We start from the raw sequence: 21,334 nt of genomic DNA, 5'->3' as shown, positions 1-21,334 counted from the left end.
CCCGGGCCCCCGCCGCGGCGGGCCGTCCCCGCGGCCGCCCATGCCGGTGGACGGCGACCGTCCGGGCCTGTGGACGGCGGCCGTCCGGATCAGCAGACTCCGGGCAGGCCGCAGACCTTCGCCGCCATCTTCCCGGCGTCGCGCTCCAGCCCGCGGAAGTGCCCGTTCGCCAGCTTCGAGGTGAAGTTGCCGTCCTCGCCGTAGACGACGACGGCCTTGCCGCGCCGGACCGCGACGTAGCGGAACCTGGACTCGAAGTACGACCCGCCGGCCCGCAGCGCCTCGTCGCCGATGCCCACGCTCTTCCAGCGGTAGGTGTAGGCGTTGTGGCCCTTGCCGACCTTCGCGCACCGCTTGAGCCGGGCGCGCAGCCCGGCCATCGCCGCGCGGGCCGCGCGCTCGCTGCGGTACACCACCACCTGCTCCTGGAACAGGTCGGTCTCGGCGACGTACTGGATGTACCGCGTCTTCGAACGGCCGCCGTCCCAGGCGCGCTCGGTCTCGCACGGGTTCAGCGCCAGCCGCGTGCGGAGGCTGTCGCTGATCTTCCACTCCTCCCAGGATTTCGCGGGCCCCTTGGCCTTGGCCTCGTACAGCAGGAACCCCTTGGGCAGCCCGGCCTCGGCCCCCACCGCCGTTGCGCCGCCGAGGACGAGCAGCGCCGCGGTCCCCAGCGCGACAGCGGCCTTTACCACCTTCATGGGTTCCTCCCTCATCTTCCGGATCTCACCGACAGATGATCAGACGCCGTGCCGCGGCGGTCGGTTCGCTCCGGCGATCACTATTCCGACGATCCCCCTGACGGGCCGCATATCGGCGTTCATGATGTGAGACATGGCCAAGGCGATCGAACAGCCCGTTCCCGGCATCACCGTCGGACACGCGCTCCTGGCGCGGTCCGCGGGGAGTCCCCAGCCCATCAGCAGGATCGTCCACGACGGCGACACGATCAACATCGCCGCCGACGGCAACTTCGGCGTGCGCCTGCTCGGCGTGGACGCCCCCGAGGTCAGCTTCGAGCTGCCCCGCAGCTCCGACTTCCCCGACTGGCCCAAGAGCTTCGTCAAGATCTCGCATCCGGCGTGGACGCAGTTCCTCGCCGACCCGTTCGCCCCGGGTCTCGAACCGCTGCCGCTGCGCTCGGCGCTCCACTCCTACCTGCTGGGAAAGCTGGACGCGACCACGGCCGCCAACCACGCCGCGCACGGCGGCCCGCCCACCCGGGCGCTCATGGACATGATCACCTCGGACATCGCCGAGCAGGGCCTGACCCCGGAGACCTTCAAGCTGCGCCTGGCCTTCGCGCACGAGATCCTCGACCGGTACGGCAGGCTGCTGTGCTACGTCAACCGGGACCAGAGGGAGAAGCCCCGGCCCGCGCCGTACAACGAGCGCCTGCTCGCGCACGGGCACGTCATGCCGTACTTCATCTGGCCCAACGTGGATCCCTTCGTCCGGCAGGAGAACCGGGTGGCGCAGGCCGTGCCGGAGCCGGGGTCGGCCCGGCAGCTGGCCGAGCGGGGCGCGCTGGGCCAGGCCCGCGAGTCGGTGCGGCAGGCGCGCGAGGCCGGCCGCGGGCTCTGGAACCCGGCGGACCCGCTGCGGCTGCACGCCTTCGAGCTGCGCTTCCTGGCCGGTCGCCGGGCCCCCGACCGGTACGTCCTGGACCTGTCCGACAGCTCCCGCGAGCTGCTCCACCCGCAGAGCTACCACCGCGTCCCGAACCCGGAGGACCGGCTGTTCGTCAACGCCGAGCACGCGCCGCTCTGGGCGGAGAAGGGCTGGTCGGTCCCGCCGCCGTAGACCCGGACCCGGGCCTCGCGCCTGTCCGGCGGATCGGGGGCCGTCCGGGCCGACGGGTACGATCAGGGCATGGCGGCCCCCGATCGCGGACAGGTGTGATGCGTTTTCGCATGCTGGGCCCGCTGGAGGTCCGGGACGGACAGCGGGTGGCCGTCCTCGGCGGCGCCAGGCGGCGTTCGGTGCTCGCCATGCTCCTGCTGCACGCCAACCGGGTCGTGGCGACGAGCAGGCTGCTGGACGCGCTCTGGCCCGCGGGCGAGGCCCCGGCCTCGGCGCGCAAGGTCCTGCAGAACGCCGTCTCGGGCCTGCGCGGGGAGCTGGCCGGCGGCGACCGGACGGCGGACGGAGCGGCGCTGGTCACCCGGCCTCCCGGATACATGCTCACGGTCGATCCCGAGCAGGTCGATCTCCACGTGTTCGAGCGGCTGACCGCCCGGGGCCGTTCCCACCTCGCCCGGGGCGAGTGCACGCAGGCCGCCGCGGCTCTCCGGGAAGCACTGGACCTGTGGCGCGGCCCCGTGCTCGCCGACCTCGTCGAGACCGGCGTCGCCTGGCCGGAGCTGGCGGCGGTGGAGATCGCCCGGCTCGACGCGATGGACGACTACTTCGAGGCGGCGCTCGCCTGTGGCCGGCATCGCGAGGCGGTGCGCGAGCTTGAGATCATGGTGGAGAACGACCCGCTGCGCGAGAGATCCTGCGGCCACCTCATGCTCGCCCTCTACCGGTGCGGACGCCAGGCGGACGCCCTGGAGGCGTACGGGCGCACGCGCACCGCGCTGGCCGAGGACCTGGGCGTCGACCCCGGTCACGACCTGCGATCGCTGCAGCGGGCGATCCTCAACCACGATCCCTCCCTCCGCCTCGCCGCGGCCGGCGGGCCCTCGACGGCGATCGGGGCACCGGCCGGAACGGCGGCGGGAGCCGCCCGGACCGGCACGGGCTCCGTGGAGGAGTGCCTGACCGGCCATGCCCTGCCCATCGTGGACCGGGAGTACGAACTCGCCGTCGTCCAGGGGATGCTGGAACGGACCGGGCACCGGCGCAGGCCGCACCTGGTGACGGTGCTGGGCGGTCCGGGGCTCGGCAAGACCCGGTTTCTGATCGAGGTCGAGCGCCGGCTCGTCAGCCAGGCCCGGACCGCCCGGTATCTCGTGAGCCGGTGCCCGGTCACCGGCGTCACGATCCAGAGCCTGGGCGGTGCCGCCCGGCTGCCGGCCGGGACTCTCTCCCGCCTCGGAGGCGTTCTCGCGGCGGACGGGGTCCAGGACGCCGCCCACATGGCGGCAGTGTGGAAGGAGTTCGTCGCCGAGCACCGTCTGGACCTGCCGCTGGTCATGGTCATCGATGATCTGCACCGGGCGCCGGACGCCCTGCTGGAGTTCGTGGACGGGCTGACCGCGGGCCCGGATCCGGTCCCCGTGCTGGTGGTCGCGGCGGCCCGCCCGGACCTGCTGGACCGCAGGCCCTGCTGGAGCGGCGGCAGGCCGGACTCCGCCGTGCTGACGCTGGACCGGCTCTCCGACACCGCGGTGGACCAGCTGCTCGACTTCCTGTGGCCCGCCGGCTCGGTGGAGCCGGTCGGCCCGCCCGATGAGCGGCGCGACCGCCTGCGCGGGCTCCTACCGCTCGCGCATCTGCTCGATCAGCCGCGCGTAGCCGTCGGAGGCGTGGCCGCCGGCGATCGCCCGCTCGACCAGGACCTTGGTGCGGCCGGGCAGATCGACGTCGACGCCCCGGACCCGGCTCTCGTGGATCAGGTGGCCGAGCGGTGACAGGTGGGTCTCCAGCGTCGCGTCGTGCGCCGCGTACTCACCCGTGTCGATCTGTTCGGCCATGGCGGGCAGGAACGAGGCCACCCCGCCCAGCCAGCCGGTGACGAACGGCAGGAACGCCGTCGCCCGGATCTTCTCGGTGCCGACCAGCGCGACGGCGTGCAGGAAGCCGTTGAGCGTCGCCCACATGATGTCCAGCAGGGCCACGTCGTACAGTGCCGGGATGCCGGTGTCGGGTCCCAGATAGGTGCCGCCGCCGCCCAGCCGGTCCAGCACCGGCCTGGTCTCCTCGAAGAGCTCCTGCTCCCCGCCGTAGAGGATGACCGCCTCCGGCGTGCCGATGCCCTGCGGGGTCATCATGATCGCCCCATCGAGGTAACGGATCCCGTGTCCGGCGGCCCAGCCGGCGAGGTCGCGCGCCTCCTGCGACGTCCCGGAGGTCAGGTTGACCACCACCCGGCCCGCCAGCGCCGCGCTCACCGGCTCCAGGGTCTCCCGTACCGCGTCGTAGTCGCGGACGCAGACGACCACCACCTGCCCGGCCCCGACCGCGTCGCCGACCGCGGCGGCGCGCACCGCGCCCCTGCCGACGAGGTCGTCTCCCCTGCCGGCGGAGCGGTTCCAGACGGTCGTCGGGTGGCCGCCCGCGAGGAAAGCGCCGGCCAGGGCGGTCCCCATCAGGCCGAGGCCGAGGACGGTGACCGCTGAGCGCTCGCTGCTCATATGCATGCTCCGAATCGCTGAGGTGGAACGCGGAAGTGAAGGGGAACGCGGAAGGACGAGCGTCCTGCCGGCGCTCACCGAGAACGGGCCGGCGATCCGGGCCGGTCCCGATGGCTCCACCCTGCACGGCCGCGTCCACCGGGCGTCCACCGCTCAAGCGCTCCGTCCCGGCGCCGTCCGGGCAGCCGATTACCGGTCCGTTACCGCGCCCGGCGCGACGACGGGAGCAGACCTCAGAGCTCGGCGGCGACGTCGCGGGCGAGGGCCTGGAGATCGGGGTCGAGCTGGGCGAGCCGGTCGTCGAGGTCGTCGGCGAAGCGGAGCCGTTCGATCGCGGGGTCGGCGGAGCGGGCGTCCGGCATCCAGGCAGAGTGGATCATGAAGGGGATGACGGTGCCCGGGGCCGGGGCGAGCGTGGCCACCGGGCCGCGCGAGACCGCCGCCGCGTCGAAGACCTCGATCCGGAAGCGGTCGTCGTTGTGCACGACCACGACGAGATGGCCGTCGTGCCCGCCGGGCTCGGTCCCCGCGTAGCGGCTGCGGCCGGGCCCGCCGGGGCTCCTGGGCACGAACACGGGCGAGGTCGGGTAGTCGTCCAGCGCCCAGGCCCACTCCGACAGCGGTTTGAGCGTGTCGCGCTCCAGGGAGGCGAGCACGGCCGGGGTCTGCTCGGCGGGGAACAGCGACCGGTCCACCCGCGCGCCGTAGTTGCGCAGCGCGCGCCGGTTGACCGCCTCGGGCTGGAAGCCCTGGAAGACCAGGTGGTGCCGGGTGGGGGCGAGCTGCCCCTCCAGGGACCAGTCGAGGGCCGACAGCTCGGCCTGCCAGTAGCGGTCCGGGTCGTACAGGCGCGCGACGTCGGCGACCGTCCCGGCGACGGGGTCGAACTCCAGGACGGTGGTGAGGGCGGGGGACATCGCGTGGCAGTACATGCCGCGCAGCGCGGGGTCGATCGGGCGGCCGTGCACGTCGACGTCGTCCTCCTTCAGGTACATCCCGATGTCGACGCCGGGGGTGTGCTCCATGACGACGCGGATCCCCGCGGAGTCGTCGTAGGCGGCGTAGAAGTGGTTGACCTCGGGGGCGATGCGGAAGACGGCCCCGCGCACCGGCGTGCCGTGCGGGGCGGCGTCCAGGGCGTCCTTGCGGACGAGCACCAGCGGGCCGTCGGGGTTGTTGGCCACCGTGCGGTCGCCCGCGCCGAGGACCTCGTCGAGATCGACCTTGTAGGCGGTGTCGGCCAGGACCAGCCAGTGGCGGGTCTGCGTGATGGTGTGGGTGGCCTGCGGGAACGCGACCCCCTCGACGGGCCAGCGCCGCACGTGCTTGCCCGCGCCGTCGTAGCGGACGACCGACAGCACGCCGGTGAGCGGGTCGCGCGTCACCGACCACAGACAGCCGCGCTCGGGGTCGATCACGGGGTGGGCGGTGCTCAGGATCGAGGGCAGGACGGGGGCGTCGAGGACGGGGGCCCAGTCGTCGCGGTGGCCGACCTCGCCGAGGAAGGCGAGGGTGACCGGGTCGACCTCGACGGGACGTCCGGCGTCCCAGGTGGCGAAGAGCCGGTCGCCCCAGGGCAGCGGGGCGGTGTTGGCGGCGTTGACGCTGCCGAGGGGCGAGGAGGTGCCGACCGGACCGGCCTGGAACAGGTCGGGGCGGCGGCGGCGGAGCCGTACGGAGGGAGAGTCGATCACCCGGGGACGCCAGGCGAACCGGCCCTCGGGCGCGCCGTCGGTCCCGGCTTCGAGGGCCAGGCGGACGAGGATGCCGTCGCCGAAGAAGGCGTGGACCGGGTGGGTGCGCTGATCGGAGGTGCTGATCAGGACATGTCCGGAGATGTCGAGGGGCCACGTCCCGCTGACGACGCTGAGATCCAGGTCGGGGAGGTCCGCCTTGGTGAGGATCGAACGCGGGATCGGCATGGCACCCCTCCACGGAAAACCGAATTGGATTCGCTGTCCATCAAGACCCCTCCCGCCGCTCCCGTCAAGACGCCGGGCCGGACGCCCCGGTTGGCGGATTCCAGCGATCGTCGCAACGGTGACGCTGATCATGATGGCAGACCGGAGGCGAATACCTCGGCCGGGCTGAGCCACCCCAGGGACTTGCGGGGCCGGTTGTTGAGCCGTTGCTCCACCGTGCGCAGGTCCTCGATGCCGTGGCGGGACAGATCGGTGCCTTTGGGAAAGTACTGGCGCAGCAGTCCATTGGTGTTCTCATTCGTACCGCGCTGCCAGGGGCTGGCCGGGTGGGCGAAGAACACCCCCTCGCGAAACAGGGGCGCCACCTGATGGTGCAAGGCCATCTCTGCGCCTTGATCCCAGGTCAGCGTCCAGCGTGCGTCCTCGGGGATGTCGGCGAAGGCAGCAAGCAGGCCGTCACGGACGTTCACGGCAGCGTGGCCGGTCGGCAGCGGAATCAGGCGAAGGTAGCGGCTGGTGCGATCCACCAGGGTGCCGATGGCGGACTGGTTGAGCCGACCAGTGATCAGATCGCCTTCCCAGTCGCCGACACGGACGCGCTGCTCGACGATCGGCGGACGGTGCTCGATAAGCACGGCCGGGGCGACAAAGCGAATCCGGCGCTGGTCGGAGCGGCGTCGTCGCCGCCGCAGCGCGCGCCCGGTACGCAGTTTGGCGGTGAGCCGGCGGCTCAGGCCACCGCGGCCGCCGTGGTAGATGGCCTGGTAGATCGTCTCGTGGCACAGATGCCAGTGCGGCCGGTCGGGAAAGCAGCGACGAAGGTGAGCGGCGATCTGCTCGGGGCTCCACTCCTGCTCCAGCCGGGCCTGGATCTGGGCACGCAGTTCGGCGTCCTGCAGCACCCGGCCGCGACGCGGGCGGCGCATGCGCTGGCGGGCACGCGCATGGGCGAGATCACCGTCGTAGGTGCGGTCGTGCGCGCTGGTGTTGCGCTGCAGCTCACGGCTGATGGTCGAGGGAGCGCGGCCGAGGCGTCGGGCGATCTCCCGTACGCCCAGGCCCTGTCCGCGCAGTGTGGCGATGCGCTGGCGCTCCAGCAGCGACAGGTAACGAGCCGAGCGTGCCGACTCGGTCAGGCGGGCCGGTGGCAGACCGCCGTTTTCTGCTCGCCATCGGTAGCCGGTCTTGCGGCCGATACCGACCTGCTTGCACGCCTCCACTGTGCCTACCCCGGCAAGGATCAGCCGCCAGTACTCCGACTCGAGTTCGAGTCGCCGCTTGGGTCCGCGAACAGCCATCAACACGCCCATCATGATCAGGTGTGTTGCGACAAACACTAGAACCCGCGGTTACGCTCCGGGTCAAGATTCGGTCGTCAGGCGGTCGCGGACCGTAAGGAGCGCGTTATGGTGCGCGCGTGTGACATGGGGGATTCGGGGGAGAGAGAAGACCCACGGACCCCCGGGCACTCCCCTGTCCGGCCAAGTGACTGACTGGTAGGTTTCGCGCATGGAGTCACCGAAGCACGCGGGCGACGTCGCCGTCGCCGTCTCCAAGACCTACGGCATCGAGACGATGTTCACCCTGTCCGGCGGGCACGTCTTCCCGCTCTACGACGGGGCGGTCCACGAAGACATGCGGATCCTCGACGTACGGCACGAGCAGAGCGCCGTCTTCGCCGCCGAGGCGACCGCCAGGCTCACCCGCAGGCCCGGCCTGGCCGTGCTGACCGCCGGCCCGGGCATCACCAACGGCGTCAGCGGCGTGGCCACCGCGCACTTCAACGGCTCCCCCGTGGTCGTCATGGGCGGCCGGGCGCCGCAGTCGCGCTGGGGCTCCGGCGCGCTGCAGGAGATGGACCACCCGCCGCTGTTCACCCCGATCACCAAGCTGGCCTTCACCGGCTCGGGCCCCGACTCCATCGGCCAGGACGTCGAGATGGCCTTCCGGACCGCCATCGCCCCGCACCGCGGCCCGGTCTTCCTCGACTTCCACATGGACCACCTGTTCGCCCCGGCGACGCCGCACGCCACCGAGACGCTGACCCCCTCGCCGCTGGAGCCCGACACCGACGCGCTGGCCGGCATCGCCCGCCTGCTCGCCGAGGCCGAGCGTCCGGTTCTGGTCCTCGGCTCCGACGTGTGGATGGACCGCGCCGAGGAGGTCGCCCGCAGCTTCGCCGAGGAGTACCGCCTGCCGGTCATCCCCAACGGCCAGGGCCGGGGCATCCTGCCCGCCGGGCACGAACTGCTGGTCAACCGGGCCCGGGGGATGGCCTTCGCCCAGGCCGACCTGGTGATCGTGGCGGGCACCCCGCTGGACTTCCGGCTCGGCTACGGCTGGTTCGGCGGCAAGGACGGCGCCCCGCTGGCCAAGGTGGTGCACCTGGCCGACGCGCCGTCCCAGATCTCCACGCACATGAAGCCCGCGGGCGCCGCGGCGGGCGACCTCTCCCTGGTCTTCTGGGGGCTCGGCACGGCCTGCGCCGAGGCGGGCGTGTCCCCCGCGCGCTACGCGCCGTGGCTGACGACGCTCGCCGAGGCCTCCGCGGCGGCCATCGCCGGGGACGCCGAGCTGCTCGCGGCCGACGCCGACCCGATCCACCCGATGCGGATCTACGGCGAGCTGGGGAAGATCCTCGCCGACGACGCCGTGGCGATCGGTGACGGCGGCGACTTCGTCTCCTACGCGGGCAAGTACGTCGAGCCCCGCCGCGCCGGCAACTGGCTCGACCCGGGCCCCTACGGCTGCCTGGGCACCGGCCTGGGCTACGCCATGGCCGCCCGCCTGGCCCGGCCCTCCTCCCAGGTGGTGCTGCTGCTGGGCGACGGCGCGGCCGGGTTCTCGCTGATGGACGTGGACACGCTGGTACGGCACCGCCTGCCGGTGGTGATGATCTGCGGCAACAACGGCATGTGGGGCCTGGAGAAGCACCCCATGCAGATGCTCTACGGCTACGACGTGGCCGCCGAGCTCCAGCCGCAGTGCCGCTACGACCAGGTCGTGACCGCCCTCGGCGGCGGCGGCGAGCTCGTCACCGACCCGTCGGAGATCGGCCCGGCGCTGCGCCGCGCCTTCGACTCCGGCGTGCCGTACATGGTGAACATCGCCACCGACCCGGCCGTCGCCTACCCCCGCACCACCACCGGAGTCTGACCGGGCCGGATCCCCGGCCCGCCGGGGATCGGCGCTCCGCACCGGTGCCGCCCTCTCGCGGCGCCGGTGCGGCGGAGCGCCGCGGAAGCCGTTCCGGCCCCGCCGCACGGCGCGGGCCCGCGGCGGCCGGAGCGCCGCGGGTCAGGACGACGACTTGGGCGTGGCGCTCGGAGTGGGAGTGACGCTGGGAGTGGGCTGCGCCGTCGGGCAGGCGTCGTTGTCCGCGGTGATCTCCACCGGCTTCTGGACGTCCTGCATCTCTCCCGCGCTCGGCCGCTGCCCGACCACCCCGGTGCACTTCGTGAGGTCGGTCTCCGGCTCGTACCCGACCTTCGCCTTCAGGCCCGCCTGCGCCAGCTTGACCTTCGCCTCCGCGGGGGTCAGGCCCAGGACGTTCGGGACCTTCTTCTTCACCGCGGGTGTCGGCGTGGGCGTGGGCGTCGGCGTGGGGGTGGGCGTGGGGGTCCTGGACGGTTTCGGCGTGGGGGACGGCTCCCTGGTGACCGTGGGCCTGGCCTCGATCGTGGGAGTCGGCGTGGGCGTCCGCCTGGGGGGGCGGGTCGTCCTCGGGGTCCTGGACGGCTCGGCGCGGGTGGGAAGCGGCTCGGCGCTCGCCATCGTCTTGTTGCTGGGCACCTTCTCCTCGGAGGCCGCCATCACGTTGACCGCCACCGCGGCGAGGCCGACGGAGACCACGACCGCCCCGGCGGAGGCGAGCAGGACGCCGCCCCGGCGCTTGGGACGCTGAGCCCCCCTGCGACCCCGGCCGCGGGGCGGGGACGCGGCGGGGATGCCGGGCGACACCGTCGGCGTGTCCGCCCGCCAGCCGGAGGTCGGCTCGGCGGCGATCCCGTGCGTGCCGGTGGGGTACGGACCCCCCGGTCCGCCGGCGGCGCCCTGGACGCTGGTCGGCTGCCCGCCGGCGGCGTCCTGCCGGCCGGTGGGCGGGACGGCTTCCTGCCGGCCCGGGGGCGGCGCCGTCTCCTGCCAGCCGGTCGGCGGCGCGACGGGCCCCGCCGGGCCCGGGGCGTATCCGGTCTCGGCGAAGGCGTGCGGGGACGCGCCGGACTCCGGGACGTGCAGCGCCTGCCGGGCCGCGGTGCTCATCGCCGCGGCGCTGGGGAAGCGCCGGGCCGGGTCCTTGGACAGGGCCCGCTCCACCAGGGCGCGCACCCCGGGCGGGATCGTCGCGGGCAGCGGCGGCGGGGCCTCGCGGATGTGCTTGAGCGCGATCGTGACCGGGGAGTCGCCGTCGAAGGGGCGCTGACCGGCCAGGCACTCGTAGGCGACCACGCCCAGCGCGTAGATGTCCACCGCCGGGGTGACCGGCGCGCCCTCGGCCTGCTCCGGCGCGCAGTAGGCGGCGGTGCCCAGGACCATGCCGGCGTCGGTCAGCCGGCTGGCCGAGTCGGACCTGGCGATGCCGAAGTCGGTGAGCACGAGCGTGCCGTCGGGCCGTACCAGCAGGTTGCCCGGCTTGATGTCCCGGTGGACGATGCCCTGGTCGTGCACGGCCTGCAGCGCGGAGGCGGCCTGGGCGATGAGCTCCATGGCGGCGCCGGGGGCGATGCTCCCCAGCCGCCCGAGCAGCCGGTCCAGCGGCTCGCCGTCCACGAACTTCATGACGAGGTAGACGGTCGCCCCCGCGCCGGGCACCTCGTGGGCTCCGTAGTCGTAGACGTCGACGACACCGGGGTGGTTGATCGTCGCCATCGCCCGGGCCTCGCCCTGGAAGCGGACCAGGAAGCCGGGGTCCTCGGTGCGGCCCGGGAGCAGCACTTTGACGGCGACGGTGCGGGCCAGCACGGTGTCCTCACCGCGCCACACCTCGCCCATGCCGCCTGCGCCGATGCGGGTATCCAAGCGATACCGCCCGGCCAGCATCGTGCCTTGGGCCACCATGACTATTCCCCCGTAACCCTCTCCACTCCCACCCCAGGGTTCTCCAACAAAGCGGATTTGTATCGCAACGGCGTCACGGGGCCATAACGAAGCCCTGCGCGTCGCGCGGCCCGCAATCTGGGGACGAGCGGCAGCATGACACAAAATCTGAAACTTTGGCTGATTTTGTATGGTTCGCGGCGGTGGAGCGCTCGCCCCCGCCGGACATCACCGCCCCCGTCTCCCCTTCGACCGTACCCGCGATCAGCCGCTCATCGTGCCGTGTTCCACGCACCGGGCGGACCAGCCCAGCGGTGTCACCTGTACCACCATCCGGCGGGCGCAGCGGGCGCAGTGGCGCGGCGGCTCCATCGCCCGCGCGGCGAGGCAGGCCGCGTGGTCGCCCTCGCCGGCGGGGCGACCGCAGTGATCGCAGTAGGAGGTCACGGGAAGACCCTATGCTGACACGCATGACGCTCGCGCCCGGTCTGCACGCCCGGATCCTCATCATGGTCGAGACAGAGGACACCGCGGTGAAGGTCGGCAGCGGGGACGTCCCCGTGCTGGGCACGCCCCGCCTGCTCGCCCTCGCCGAACAGGCCACCGTCCAGGCCGTCGCGGAGGCCCTGGCCCCCGGCGAGACGTCCGTCGGCACCAGGGTCGCGCTGGAGCACCTGGCGGCCAGCCCGGTCGGCGCGCACGTCGAGATCTCCACGGAGCTCACCGAGGTGGACGGCCGCCGCCTGGTCTTCGCCTTCACCGCCCGGGACCGGCGGGCCACCGTCGCGACCGGCACGATCGAACGCGTCGTCGTCGACCGCGAGCGCTTCCTGGCCCGTCTCACCCGCTGACCCGCCCGTTTCTCCTCCGGACCCGGCCCGCCCCGAGACGGCGCCGGTTCGGCGCGGGGTCACTCGATGACGGCGATGAGGTCGCCCTCCTGGATGACATCGCCCTCGGCGACCTTCAGCTGGGCCACCACACCGTCGTCCTCGGCGAGCACCGGGATCTCCATCTTCATGGATTCGAGGATGACCAGCGTGTCGCCGTCCTCCACGCTGTCGCCCTCGGCGACGAGGACCTTCCAGACGTTCGCCACCATCTCCGCGCGTACTTCAGCCACCGGGAACTCCCATCACTACTCGCCTGCCACCGATCACGCCCGCGCGGATCTCCGCCGGTCGTACGTCACACTTCGCCGCTGCCGTCCGCCTGCCATTCAACTGCCCGTTCAGGCGCGCATGCGCGCCACCAGCCCCGTGTCGTAGTCACCGTTGACGAACTCGATACGGTCCAGCAGCTCCACGCAGAACGGGAGATTGTTCTTCGGTCCCTCGATCCGGAAACCCGCCACGGCCTCCCGGGCGCGCTCCAGAGCCTCGGCACGGGTCCGGCCGTACACGCACAGCTTGGCCATCAGCGGATCGTAGAACGGCGTGACCGTGTTACCACCGGCGTAGCCGGAGTCGACCCGCACGCCCTCACCGGACGGCTCCTCCCACACGTCGATCTTCCCCGGCCCCGGGAAGAACCGCTTGGGGTCCTCCGCGTAGACCCGGAACTCGATCGCGTGGCCCGTCACCTCCGCCGGGACGACGGTCTTCTCCCCCGCCGCGACGCGCAGCTGCTGCTCCACCAGGTCCACCCCGGTGACCAGCTCGGTGACCGGGTGCTCCACCTGGAGCCGGGTGTTCATCTCCAGGAAGACGAAGTCCTGCTCGTCGGCGTCGACGAGGCACTCCACGGTGCCGGCCCCGAGGTATCCCACCGCCTCCCCCGCCCGCACGGCCGCCGCCAGCATGCGCTCGCGCAGCTCCGGGCTGATGCCGGGCGACGGCGACTCCTCCACGACCTTCTGGTGGCGGCGCTGCACCGAGCAGTCGCGCTCGCCCAGCGCCACGACCGTGCCGTCCGCCAGGCCGAGGATCTGCACCTCGACGTGGCGGGCCCGCTCGATGTAACGCTCGAGCAGGATCGCCGGTCCCTCGGCCGCCCCTGCGGAACCGTCCCCTCCCGCGCTTCCGAACCTGGCCGCGGCCCGCGAGGCCGTCTCGAACGCCTTGGTCAGCTCGGCCTCGTCGCGGGCGACGCCCATGCCGATGCCGCCGCCCCCGCCGGCCGTCTTCACCATGACCGGGTAGCCCATCTCGGCCGCGGCCGCCGCCGCCTTCTCCAGGTCGGTGACCGGCTCGCGCGTCCCGGCCGCGACCGGCACGCCCGCGGCCTCCATCAGGTTCCGGGCGTTGATCTTGTCGCCCATCCGCTCGATCGCCTCGGGCGAGGGGCCGATCCAGACGAGCCCCGCCTCGATCACGGCGCGCGCGAACCCGGCGTTCTCCGAGAAGAAGCCGTAGCCCGGGTGGATCGCCTGCGCGCCCGTCTCCCGGGCCGCCCGGAGGACCCGCTCCGCGTCGAGGTAGCTCTGCGCCGGGTTGGCGGGTCCCAGCAGGACCGCCTCGTCGGCCTCCTTCACGAACGGCAGGTCGGCGTCGGCCTCGGAGTACACCGCGATGGCCCGCAGCCCCATGCGCCGGACCGTGCGGATGATTCGCCGGGCGATCTCGCCTCGGTTTGCGACCAGAACGGAATCGAACACGTGCTGGACCCCCTTTCGACCGCTCCACCATATGACCGGGATCTCGGCACAGCCTTTCGCCCTAAACCACCGATCACGGCAAGACGATCTGTAGGAAACCCACAACAGCCCTGGACGGAAGGCGCGCCCGGCGGCGCGGTCAGTGACGAGTCAGGCGGCCGACGACCAGGGTCGTCGCCTCGACCACCGAGGGGTCGAACTCCCCGCCCACCCCCAGGCGGAGCCGCTCCATGGCGGCCCCCGCCCGATCCCGGTCGGTGGACCCGCCGACCAGGTCGTCATAGGCGTTGGCGACCTTGATGATGCGGCTCGCCAGGGGAGGCATCTCCACGCAGGGGTCGCACTGACGGCGGACGATCTCCGCCACCCGCTCCAGGACCCCCGTCTGCCGGATCACCTCGGCGCCCAGCTCGGCGATGCGCCGCGCCTGCTCGCCGTCGACGTGCACGGTCGCGCCGCCGGGGATCGGGTCGCGGAGCGAGAGCTGCCCGATGTCGTGCATGAGCGCGGCGTACTCCAGCTCCAGCAGCTCGGGCTCGGCCATCCCCAGCTCCCGGCCGACGGCGACCGCCAGGCGGCTCACCCGCCGCGAATGGCCCGGCTCGACGTACCCGGCGACCTCGGTGACCTGCGACAGCGCCCGGACCGTCTGCAGGTAGGTGGCCCGGATCCCGGCGTACTTGCGGAAGGCGACCTGCGTGACCAGCAGCGGCGCGGCGAAGACCAGCAGCGCCGCCATGTCCATGCTGTGCGAGGCGAGCGCGAGCAGGACGCCGGAGGCGGCCACCGCCACGCCCAGCGGAGCGGCCATCCGCAGCTCGTCGTGGACGGCCACACTGAACGCGGCCCGCACCCGCTCCGCCCGGAGCACCGAGGCCAGCAGCACGTCGAGGTGGAGCGTCACCATGGTCAACGCGGCCATCACGCCCAGCACGGGCGTCCAGTTCTCCTCGGTCATCTCACGCAGCGGACCGGCCAGCGGCCGGTAGGCGAAGGCCAGCAACGCCCCGGTGACCAGCCTCCGGGCCATCGCGTCCAGCTGCGGAGGACGCCCCACCGCCAGATGCGGCAACGCCCCGGCGATCATGCCGACCGCCAGCACGGCGACCACCTGGAGCGCCGGATGGTTCGCCGGGGCCCGGCCCATGTCGAGCAGGAGCGTGTAGCCCAGCGCGGCGGCGGCCCCGATCGGCGCCACCTCCCGGTTGCCGGGCATGGTCAGCCTGGCCAGCTCCCCGGCGGCGATCAACGCGCCGAACCCGATCGCGAAGTCCGGATCCTCCAGCCCGGCCACCGCGGTGTACGCGATCCCGGCCACCGTCATCAGACCCGCCACGGCGATGAGCAGGAGCTGCCCGGAGTCGAGCCGCTGGAAGGCACGCGGGCTCCGCACGGCCGTCACGGTCACCGCCCACCGCCCACGACCGCGTCCGCCTTCTCGCTCGCTCCACTCGCCCGCCGGCTCACCGCTCCGCCACCACCTGGATGGGCATGGTCGGGTCGTCGTGGTCCTTGATGGTGGTCTCGGCGTCGTCCGCCGGCGGCGGGACGACCTTGCGGGGCGGCTCCCAGCCGTCGCGCTCCAGGGCCTTGACGAACGCGCTGACCATGACCGGGTCGAACTGGGTGCCCGCGCCCTTGCGCAGCTCGGCCGTGGCGACCTCGATCGGGCGGGCGTTGCGGTAGGAGCGGTCGGAGGTCATCGCGTCGAAGGCGTCGGCCACCGCGATGATCCGGGCGAACTCCGGGATCTCGTCACCGGCCAGCCCCATCGGGTAGCCCTTGCCGTCGACGCGCTCGTGATGGTGCATGATCCCGGCGAACGCCTCGTCCAGGAAGTCGATGCCGCGGACGATCTCCAGCCCGCGCATCGGGTGCAGCTGGATCGCCGCGAACTCCTCCTCGGTGAGCGGCCCCTCCTTCTGCAGCACCTTGGTCGGCACGCCCAGCTTGCCCACGTCGTGGAGCATCCCGGCGTAGCGGATCGCCCGCAGGCGCTCCGGCCCCATCCCGATCTCCTCGGCGATCATGCCGGAGGCCTGGGACACGCGGGTGCAGTGGCCCCGGGTGTAGTAGTCCTTGGTCTCCACCGCCTGGCAGAGCGCGGCGATCGTGGCGTCGTAGGAACGCTGCTGCGCGAGGTACTGGCCGAAGGCCCAGCGGGCGACGAACAGCGGGATCAGCACCAGCACCGCGGAGATCGAGCTGACCGTCGCCCAGAGCCCGGCGATCAGCAGCCCGAACGTGGCGTATCCCAGGTAGGAGACCATGAACTGGGCCAGCCCGCGCAGCGGCACCTGGTCGGCCTGGCCGGTCGCGACGAGGATGACCGCGATCAGGGCGAAGTTGAGCGGCACGAACACCGCCGCCGCGCCCGCGAACGGCAGGATCAGGTCGTCGAAGCCGGCGACGTCGGGGACGTGGGGAGTGCCGCCCAGCCACTGGTAGACCCCGCCGGCGGCGTAGCCGCAGATGGCGAACTGGGAGCCGTTGAACAGCCGCTTCACCGGCGAGAGACCCGGATGCACGCTCAGCATCGCCGTCATCCCGACCAGCGCGGCGCCGTCGGCGCCGAGGAGGACCACCGCGGCGAGCGCGGCCGAGAAGCTGACCGAGACCGCGGCCTGCCGGACGCTCAGCAGCGTCGGCATCGACTCGCACACCAGGAACAGCAGCGCCAGGACCAGCAGCGTGGACCAGTCCAGAGGCGCGAAGCGGCCACTGACCACGCCGTGCCCGAGCAGCCCGAGGGCGGCCCCGATCACGGCGACAAGGTAGACCTTGGCAAACCATGGCAGTCCACGCAAAGCGACCACCTAGAGGGTCTATGGGGCGGCGGTGCTCATGTCCAGGAGATCCCGGCGTGGACCCGGCCTGCCTTTTCCTTCAACATGTGCTGCCTCCACGTCGGTTTCGCCTCTCAGGCTACAGAAGCACACCCGGATCAGGAGGACAGACCACTAATCGCAAGCAAAGTGTAATCAAGTGAGCACTCCGAGTGCGCCCGGGGGCGGCCGGGCGAGCGGCGCCCCGGGAGGGAGCCGGGCGGAGACCCTACAGGGAGTTCAGCCGGGCCCTGGCCCACTCGACGGTCGCCTTCAGCCCCGTGGCCAGGTCCGTCCGGGGCCGCCAGTCCAGCGCCTCCAGGGCGGGGGCCGGGTCGACCGCCATCGCGGGCAGGTCGCCCAGGCGCGCCGGGGCGCCGCCCGGCTCGTCGGGCGCCCCCGCGGCCTGCGCGACGAGGGTGTGCAGCTCCCGGTCCGTCGTCTCCACCCCGGTCCCCAGGTTGAACCGGCCCCCGTTGCCCGCGTCGCCGCAGGCGCGGGCGAAGCCGTCCACCACGTCGTCGACGAAGACGTAGTCGCGGGTCTGCGCGCCCTCGCCGTACACCACGGTGGGGGTGCCGTTGAGCAGCCCGTCGGTGAAGATGGCCACCACCCCGGCCTCGCCCTCGGGCGACTGGCGCGGGCCGTAGACGTTGGAGAGCACGAGCGTGGTGTAGTCGATGCCGTAGAGCGCCTTGAAGGTCGCCAGATAGATCTCCCCACTCAGCTTCGAGGCGGCGTACGGCGAGCGCGGGTCGGTGGCCGCGCCCCGGGGGACGGGGATGACCTCGGGCCTGCCGTACACGGCGACGGAGGAGGCGAAGACGACCTTGCGGGCGCCGCCGCGCTGGGCGGCGGTCAGGACCGAGGCCGTGCCCTCCACGTTGAGCCGGGCGTCGTGGACCGGGTCGGCCACGCTCTTGCGCACGCTGATCTGCGCGGCGAGGTGGCAGACGACCTCCGGCCGCCACTCCGCGGCCAGGCCGATCAGAGCGGGGTCGCGGATGTCCGTCTCGTGCAGGACGAAGCGCGGGCTGCGCGCCGCGAGGGCGAGGTTGTCCCGGCTCCCCGAGGACAGGTCGTCCACGGCCATGACCTCGTGGCCGTCCTGAAGCAACCGGTCCACCAGCGTGGACCCGATGAACCCGGCTCCCCCGGTGACGAGCACCCGCATGCCGATCCCCCGTTCTCGTCGCGGCGTTGCGACCGGCGACCGAGCGGTCGCCGTACGGGAACGATCCTAGGAGCTCAGGTCGCCATCTCGCTGCGCACCTGGTCGATCCTGTTCAGGATCTTGGCACGCAGATCGTCGGGGACCGGGTCGCAGCCGCAGTGCTTGGCCACCAGCTGCTTGACGACCTGCTCCAGGCCGTACTCCTTCAGGCAGGGGCTGCATTCGTCCAGGTGATGCCGTATGTCGACGCAGTTGCCCTCGTCGAGCTCTCCGTCGAGGTAGGCGTAGACCTTATCCAGAACCTCGCGACAGTCCGTGTCGTGGGGGTCTCCACAGCTCATACGATCACCTCGCCCAAGAGCTCGGGGCTCGCCTGCGCGAGCCCGCGGTGCGTGCCGGATCGCCCGCTCACTTCGCATCCTCCGCCGGGATCAGGCCACGGTCACGGGCGTAGTCCTCCAGCTGCGTCCGCAGCTGACGGCGGCCGCGGTGCAGTCGCGACATCACGGTCCCGATGGGGGTCCCCATGATCTCGGCGATCTCCTTGTAGGGGAAGCCCTCGACGTCGGCGAGATAGACCGCGATGCGGAACTCCTCGGGGAGCGCGGCGAGCGCGTCCTTGACGTCGCTGTCGGGGAGGTGTTCCAGCGCCTCGATCTCGGCGGACTTCAGCCCGGTCGAGGTGTGGGACTCGGCCCTGGCGAGCTGCCAGTCCTCGATCTCCTCCGTGCCCGCCTGCTTGGGCTCCCGCTGCTTCTTGCGGTAATTGTTGATGAAAGTGTTGGTGAGGATGCGGTAAAGCCAGGCCTTGAGGTTCGTGCCCTCCTGGAACTGGTGGAAGGACCCGAACGCCTTGGCGAAGGTCTCCTGGAGGAGGTCTTCGGCGTCCGCCGGGTTCCGGGTCATCCGGAGCGCGGCGGAGTAGAGCTGCTCGAGATAGGGCATCACATCCCGCTCGAACCGTGCGCTCCGCTGCTCCAGAGTTTCCGTGTCTGTCGCAGGGACCGGACCCACCCCCTTAAGATCTCCGGAGCCCGGCTGGCGCGGGACACCGTACAGAGCGGAGGATACCCGCTCAACAGGGAAAGACCGATCACCGGGGTGGGCGACGGGTTCGATCAACGCGAGCATTCGCTTGCCAACCTCCCGAAAGGATCGTTCGCTGTCCGTTGGCAACACCCTCGGCACCTCGTCTGTTCCCCCAAGATAGAAGGTGACGAACAAACCGGTACGGGGAAAAAGATACGTACCGGCAGGTAGCTGTAGACCACCGGAAACCCCGACGCCAGGAGCCGCTTGTGCTGCCCATCCCGGCCGAAGAGCTGAACGGCTCAGGAACCCTCGGGCCGTACTGGACCTTTTACCGCGCGGTCGCCGCCGAGCAGCTGAACCGGTGGCTCCCCCGGAGTCCCTCCACCATCCTCGACCTCTCCCGCGGCCAGGGACGCTGGGCCGCGCAGGCGGCGCGGGCCGGGCACCGGGTGGTGGAGGTGATCGACTTCCGCAAGGCGGTGGACGGCCAGCCGGCCCTGCGGGACGCCGGCAAGATCGGTCAGGTCCGCGCCGACGACCTGCGGTTCCTGCCCGACGGCAGCGTGGACGCGGTGCTCGCCGAGGACCGCGCGATGTCGCTGGAGCTCATGGCGGAGTCCGCGGTCGCCGACATCGCCCGGGTGCTGCGCCCCGGCGGCCGGGCCCTGATCTGCGTCGACTCCCTGGTGCTGGGGATGGCGATCCTGGCCGAGCAGAACTACTGGGCCCACCTGCGCCAGACCGGGGAGGTCATGCTCGTCCCGTGGCCCGACGGGAGCATCACCCGCTGCTTCAGCAGCGGCCAGCTCCGCGAGCTGCTCACCGAGGCCGGGCTGGAGGTCGAGTGGATACGACCCCGCACGGTGCTGTCCCCCTCCACGGTCGACCACGTGCTCGCGACCGACTCCCGCGCGCTCACGTGGCTGGTCCGCACCGAGCTCGAGGCCCACCCGGACGACGACGACACCGTGGGGATCCATCTGGTGGCCAGCGCCCGCCGGGTCTGAGTCGCCGCCCGGAGCGGCCGGCGCCCCCGGGTCCGGGTCCCCGCCCGGAGCGGCCGGTGCCTCCGGGTCCGGGTCCCGCCGGAGCCGTTCTCCGGGCCGCCCCTCCCGTCCGGCGGGCCCGGCCCGCGATCAGCGCCTGCGCTCCCTCCTGGACTGGCACTCCACACACCGGGAGGCCTCGGGACGCGCCTCCAGCCTGCCTTCCGGCACGGGCTTGCCGCAGTCCACGCAGAGACCGTAAAGCCCTTCGTCGAGCCTTTTGAGGGCCTCGACGACCGAGCGGCGGTGCTGGGCGGCCACGTCCAGCATGGCCCGGTTGCGGTCGGCGTCGGTGAGGTCGGATCCGGCGTCGGCGGCCGACCTGTCCCGCTCGGCCTGCGGGTCCCCCCGCAGGACTCCGATGGACCGGTCGAGCTCAAGAAGCATGTTCTGCAGGCGCATACGCGCGGTCGCGTCGTCCACGGCTTGCGCACCTCCGGGATGTGCGGGGCGGCCTGCGGCGGGTTCCCCGGACGTCCCACCAGGCTCGAAAAGGGTAAGTTTTTACCGCGTGGCCCCAGAATGAGGTCTCGCTTTCATCACCGGATGCCCGCTGAGCGTGGTTTCTACACCGGTTGAGGGGCGTTTTTAGAAGAGCGCTTTACCCTCGCCCGCCTCCGCCAGAGGCGCGATCAACTCCGGCCCGTTGTTGCGCACCGAGTTCACCGCGGTGGAGACGGGATAGACGGTGAGCCCGGTGGAACCGGCGGGGATCAGGAACTCCTGCGCGTCGGCGACCCCGGGGTCGAGCCAGTCGGCCCACCGGTCGCGCTCGATCAGCATCGGCATGCGGTCGTGCACGGCGCCCGCCTCGTCGACCGCGGTGGTGGTGATGATCGTGCAGGTGACCAGCCACGCCTGCGGGTCGTCGTCGGGCCGGCCCCGGTCGCGCCAGAACTCGTACAGCCCCGCCATGGCCATGACCTCGTCGCCGGCCGGCCGGATGAAGTAGGGCTGCTTCTTCGGCCTGCCCTTGGGACCGGTCTCCTCCAGCGTGGCCCACTCGTAGTAGCCGTCGGCCGGGATCAGGCACCTGCGCTCGGCGAACGCCTTGCGGAAGGAGGGCTTCTCCGCCACCGTCTCCACCCGGGCGTTGATCATCTTGGAGCCGATCGAGGGGTCCTTCGCCCAGCCCGGCACCAGCCCCCAGCGCATGACCCGCAGCTGCCGCACCGGCCTGCCCTCGGCGTCGGTCTTGGGACCGGCCTTGGGCGTCCTGCTCACCACCGCGTAGACCGGCTTGGTCGGCGCGATGTTGTAGTCGGGCCTCAGCTCCTCGTCGGCGGCCCCGTCGACCTCGACCTCGAACTCCTCGAGCAGCTCGTGCTTGTCGCGCCCGAACGCGTATCTCCCGCACATGCTTCCACTCTGCCACTTCCGGCACTTGTCGGTCATCGGCTGCGC

Annotated in this window: 19 protein-coding genes and 1 pseudogene; 5 read left to right on the top strand and 15 right to left on the bottom strand. The window is 72.2% G+C overall.

The annotated features are described in order from the left end of the window. Positions 1-89: 89 nt before the first annotated feature. A complete protein-coding gene (locus Plo01_RS34795; RefSeq protein WP_203895021.1) occupies positions 90-701 on the bottom strand; it encodes a hypothetical protein in 612 nt (203 codons plus the stop codon). A 133-nt stretch (positions 702-834) separates the two neighbouring features. Between Plo01_RS34795 and Plo01_RS34790 the strand changes: the two genes are divergently transcribed. Together Plo01_RS34790 and Plo01_RS34785 are read left to right on the top strand one after the other, a co-directional pair. Next, complete coding sequence (locus Plo01_RS34790) at positions 835-1,803, top strand: thermonuclease family protein (RefSeq protein ID WP_203895020.1); 969 nt, start codon at positions 835-837, stop codon at positions 1,801-1,803. A gap of 98 nt (positions 1,804-1,901) precedes the next feature. Beyond that, a pseudogene (locus Plo01_RS34785) lies at positions 1,902-3,221 on the top strand (AfsR/SARP family transcriptional regulator); the annotation flags it as partial. Positions 3,222-3,422: 201 nt separating this feature from the next. On the opposite strand, the gene Plo01_RS40690 reads toward Plo01_RS34785, so the two are convergent. The 3 genes from Plo01_RS40690 to Plo01_RS34775 form a co-directional block, all read right to left on the bottom strand. Next, positions 3,423-4,298 carry an NAD(P)-dependent oxidoreductase gene (locus Plo01_RS40690; RefSeq protein WP_239317665.1) on the bottom strand — a complete coding sequence of 292 codons (876 nt, stop codon included), beginning with the start codon at positions 4,296-4,298 and terminating at the stop codon, positions 3,423-3,425. A 233-nt stretch (positions 4,299-4,531) separates the two neighbouring features. Further along, positions 4,532-6,220, bottom strand: coding sequence for a carotenoid oxygenase family protein (locus Plo01_RS34780; RefSeq protein WP_203895018.1), 1,689 nt, complete (start codon positions 6,218-6,220; stop codon positions 4,532-4,534). Between the two features lie 128 nt (positions 6,221-6,348). After that, positions 6,349-7,533, bottom strand: coding sequence for an IS30 family transposase (locus Plo01_RS34775; RefSeq protein ID WP_203895017.1), 1,185 nt, complete (start codon positions 7,531-7,533; stop codon positions 6,349-6,351). Positions 7,534-7,729: 196 nt separating this feature from the next. On the opposite strand from Plo01_RS34775, the gene Plo01_RS34770 reads away from it, so the two are divergent. Then, on the top strand, positions 7,730-9,376 hold the full coding sequence (locus Plo01_RS34770; protein ID WP_203895016.1) for an acetolactate synthase: 1,647 nt from the start codon (positions 7,730-7,732) through the stop codon (positions 9,374-9,376). Between the two features lie 141 nt (positions 9,377-9,517). Here the strand turns inward: Plo01_RS34770 and Plo01_RS34765 are convergent, their stop codons facing one another. After that, positions 9,518-11,278 (bottom strand): serine/threonine protein kinase, encoded by a 1,761-nt coding sequence (locus Plo01_RS34765; RefSeq protein ID WP_203895015.1) that lies wholly within the window; start codon positions 11,276-11,278, stop codon positions 9,518-9,520. 243 nt (positions 11,279-11,521) lie between these two features. Then, positions 11,522-11,704, bottom strand: coding sequence for a biotin synthase auxiliary protein BsaP (gene bsaP / locus Plo01_RS34760; protein WP_203895014.1), 183 nt, complete (start codon positions 11,702-11,704; stop codon positions 11,522-11,524). A gap of 23 nt (positions 11,705-11,727) precedes the next feature. Here bsaP and Plo01_RS34755 point away from each other — a divergent pair, with 23 nt between their 5' ends. Further along, a complete protein-coding gene (locus Plo01_RS34755; protein ID WP_239317662.1) occupies positions 11,728-12,108 on the top strand; it encodes a thioesterase family protein in 381 nt (126 codons plus the stop codon). A gap of 59 nt (positions 12,109-12,167) precedes the next feature. Here the strand turns inward: Plo01_RS34755 and Plo01_RS34750 are convergent, their stop codons facing one another. The 7 genes from Plo01_RS34750 to Plo01_RS34720 all read right to left on the bottom strand — a co-directional run bounded on the left by Plo01_RS34750 (position 12,168) and on the right by Plo01_RS34720 (position 18,797). Then, positions 12,168-12,380 (bottom strand): biotin/lipoyl-binding carrier protein, encoded by a 213-nt coding sequence (locus Plo01_RS34750; protein WP_203895012.1) that lies wholly within the window; start codon positions 12,378-12,380, stop codon positions 12,168-12,170. A 108-nt stretch (positions 12,381-12,488) separates the two neighbouring features. Continuing rightward, entirely contained in the window at positions 12,489-13,853 is a 1,365-nt protein-coding gene (locus Plo01_RS34745; protein WP_203895011.1) for an acetyl-CoA carboxylase biotin carboxylase subunit, read from the bottom strand. Between the two features lie 139 nt (positions 13,854-13,992). Continuing rightward, the gene (locus tag Plo01_RS34740; RefSeq protein ID WP_373871753.1) at positions 13,993-15,255 is read right to left on the bottom strand and encodes an HD-GYP domain-containing protein; all 1,263 of its coding nucleotides are present in this window, start codon (positions 15,253-15,255) and stop codon (positions 13,993-13,995) included. A gap of 61 nt (positions 15,256-15,316) precedes the next feature. Beyond that, the gene (locus Plo01_RS34735) at positions 15,317-16,660 is read right to left on the bottom strand and encodes an HD-GYP domain-containing protein (protein WP_203895010.1); all 1,344 of its coding nucleotides are present in this window, start codon (positions 16,658-16,660) and stop codon (positions 15,317-15,319) included. 247 nt (positions 16,661-16,907) lie between these two features. Then, positions 16,908-17,852 carry an NAD-dependent epimerase/dehydratase family protein gene (locus tag Plo01_RS34730; protein WP_203895009.1) on the bottom strand — a complete coding sequence of 315 codons (945 nt, stop codon included), beginning with the start codon at positions 17,850-17,852 and terminating at the stop codon, positions 16,908-16,910. Between the two features lie 74 nt (positions 17,853-17,926). Further along, positions 17,927-18,193, bottom strand: a complete 267-nt coding sequence (gene rsrA, locus Plo01_RS34725) for a mycothiol system anti-sigma-R factor (RefSeq protein ID WP_203895008.1) — start codon at positions 18,191-18,193, stop codon at positions 17,927-17,929. A 67-nt stretch (positions 18,194-18,260) separates the two neighbouring features. Next, a complete protein-coding gene (locus tag Plo01_RS34720; protein WP_239317656.1) occupies positions 18,261-18,797 on the bottom strand; it encodes a sigma-70 family RNA polymerase sigma factor in 537 nt (178 codons plus the stop codon). A gap of 353 nt (positions 18,798-19,150) precedes the next feature. Here Plo01_RS34720 and Plo01_RS34715 point away from each other — a divergent pair, with 353 nt between their 5' ends. Next, positions 19,151-19,891 (top strand): class I SAM-dependent methyltransferase, encoded by a 741-nt coding sequence (locus tag Plo01_RS34715; protein WP_203895006.1) that lies wholly within the window; start codon positions 19,151-19,153, stop codon positions 19,889-19,891. Positions 19,892-20,020: 129 nt separating this feature from the next. Here the strand turns inward: Plo01_RS34715 and Plo01_RS34710 are convergent, their stop codons facing one another. Both Plo01_RS34710 and Plo01_RS34705 read right to left on the bottom strand, forming a co-directional pair. Beyond that, positions 20,021-20,353: a TraR/DksA family transcriptional regulator gene (locus Plo01_RS34710; protein WP_203895005.1), complete on the bottom strand. Its 333-nt coding sequence runs from the start codon at positions 20,351-20,353 to the stop codon at positions 20,021-20,023. Positions 20,354-20,518: 165 nt separating this feature from the next. Next, on the bottom strand, positions 20,519-21,289 hold the full coding sequence (locus tag Plo01_RS34705) for an SOS response-associated peptidase (RefSeq protein ID WP_203895004.1): 771 nt from the start codon (positions 21,287-21,289) through the stop codon (positions 20,519-20,521). Positions 21,290-21,334: the final 45 nt, after the last annotated feature.

This window comes from Planobispora longispora (assembly GCF_016863135.1).
In the GTDB taxonomy this organism is placed as follows: Bacteria; Actinomycetota; Actinomycetes; order Streptosporangiales; family Streptosporangiaceae; genus Planobispora; species Planobispora longispora.
This window is presented reverse-complemented; position numbering and strand designations above follow the sequence as displayed.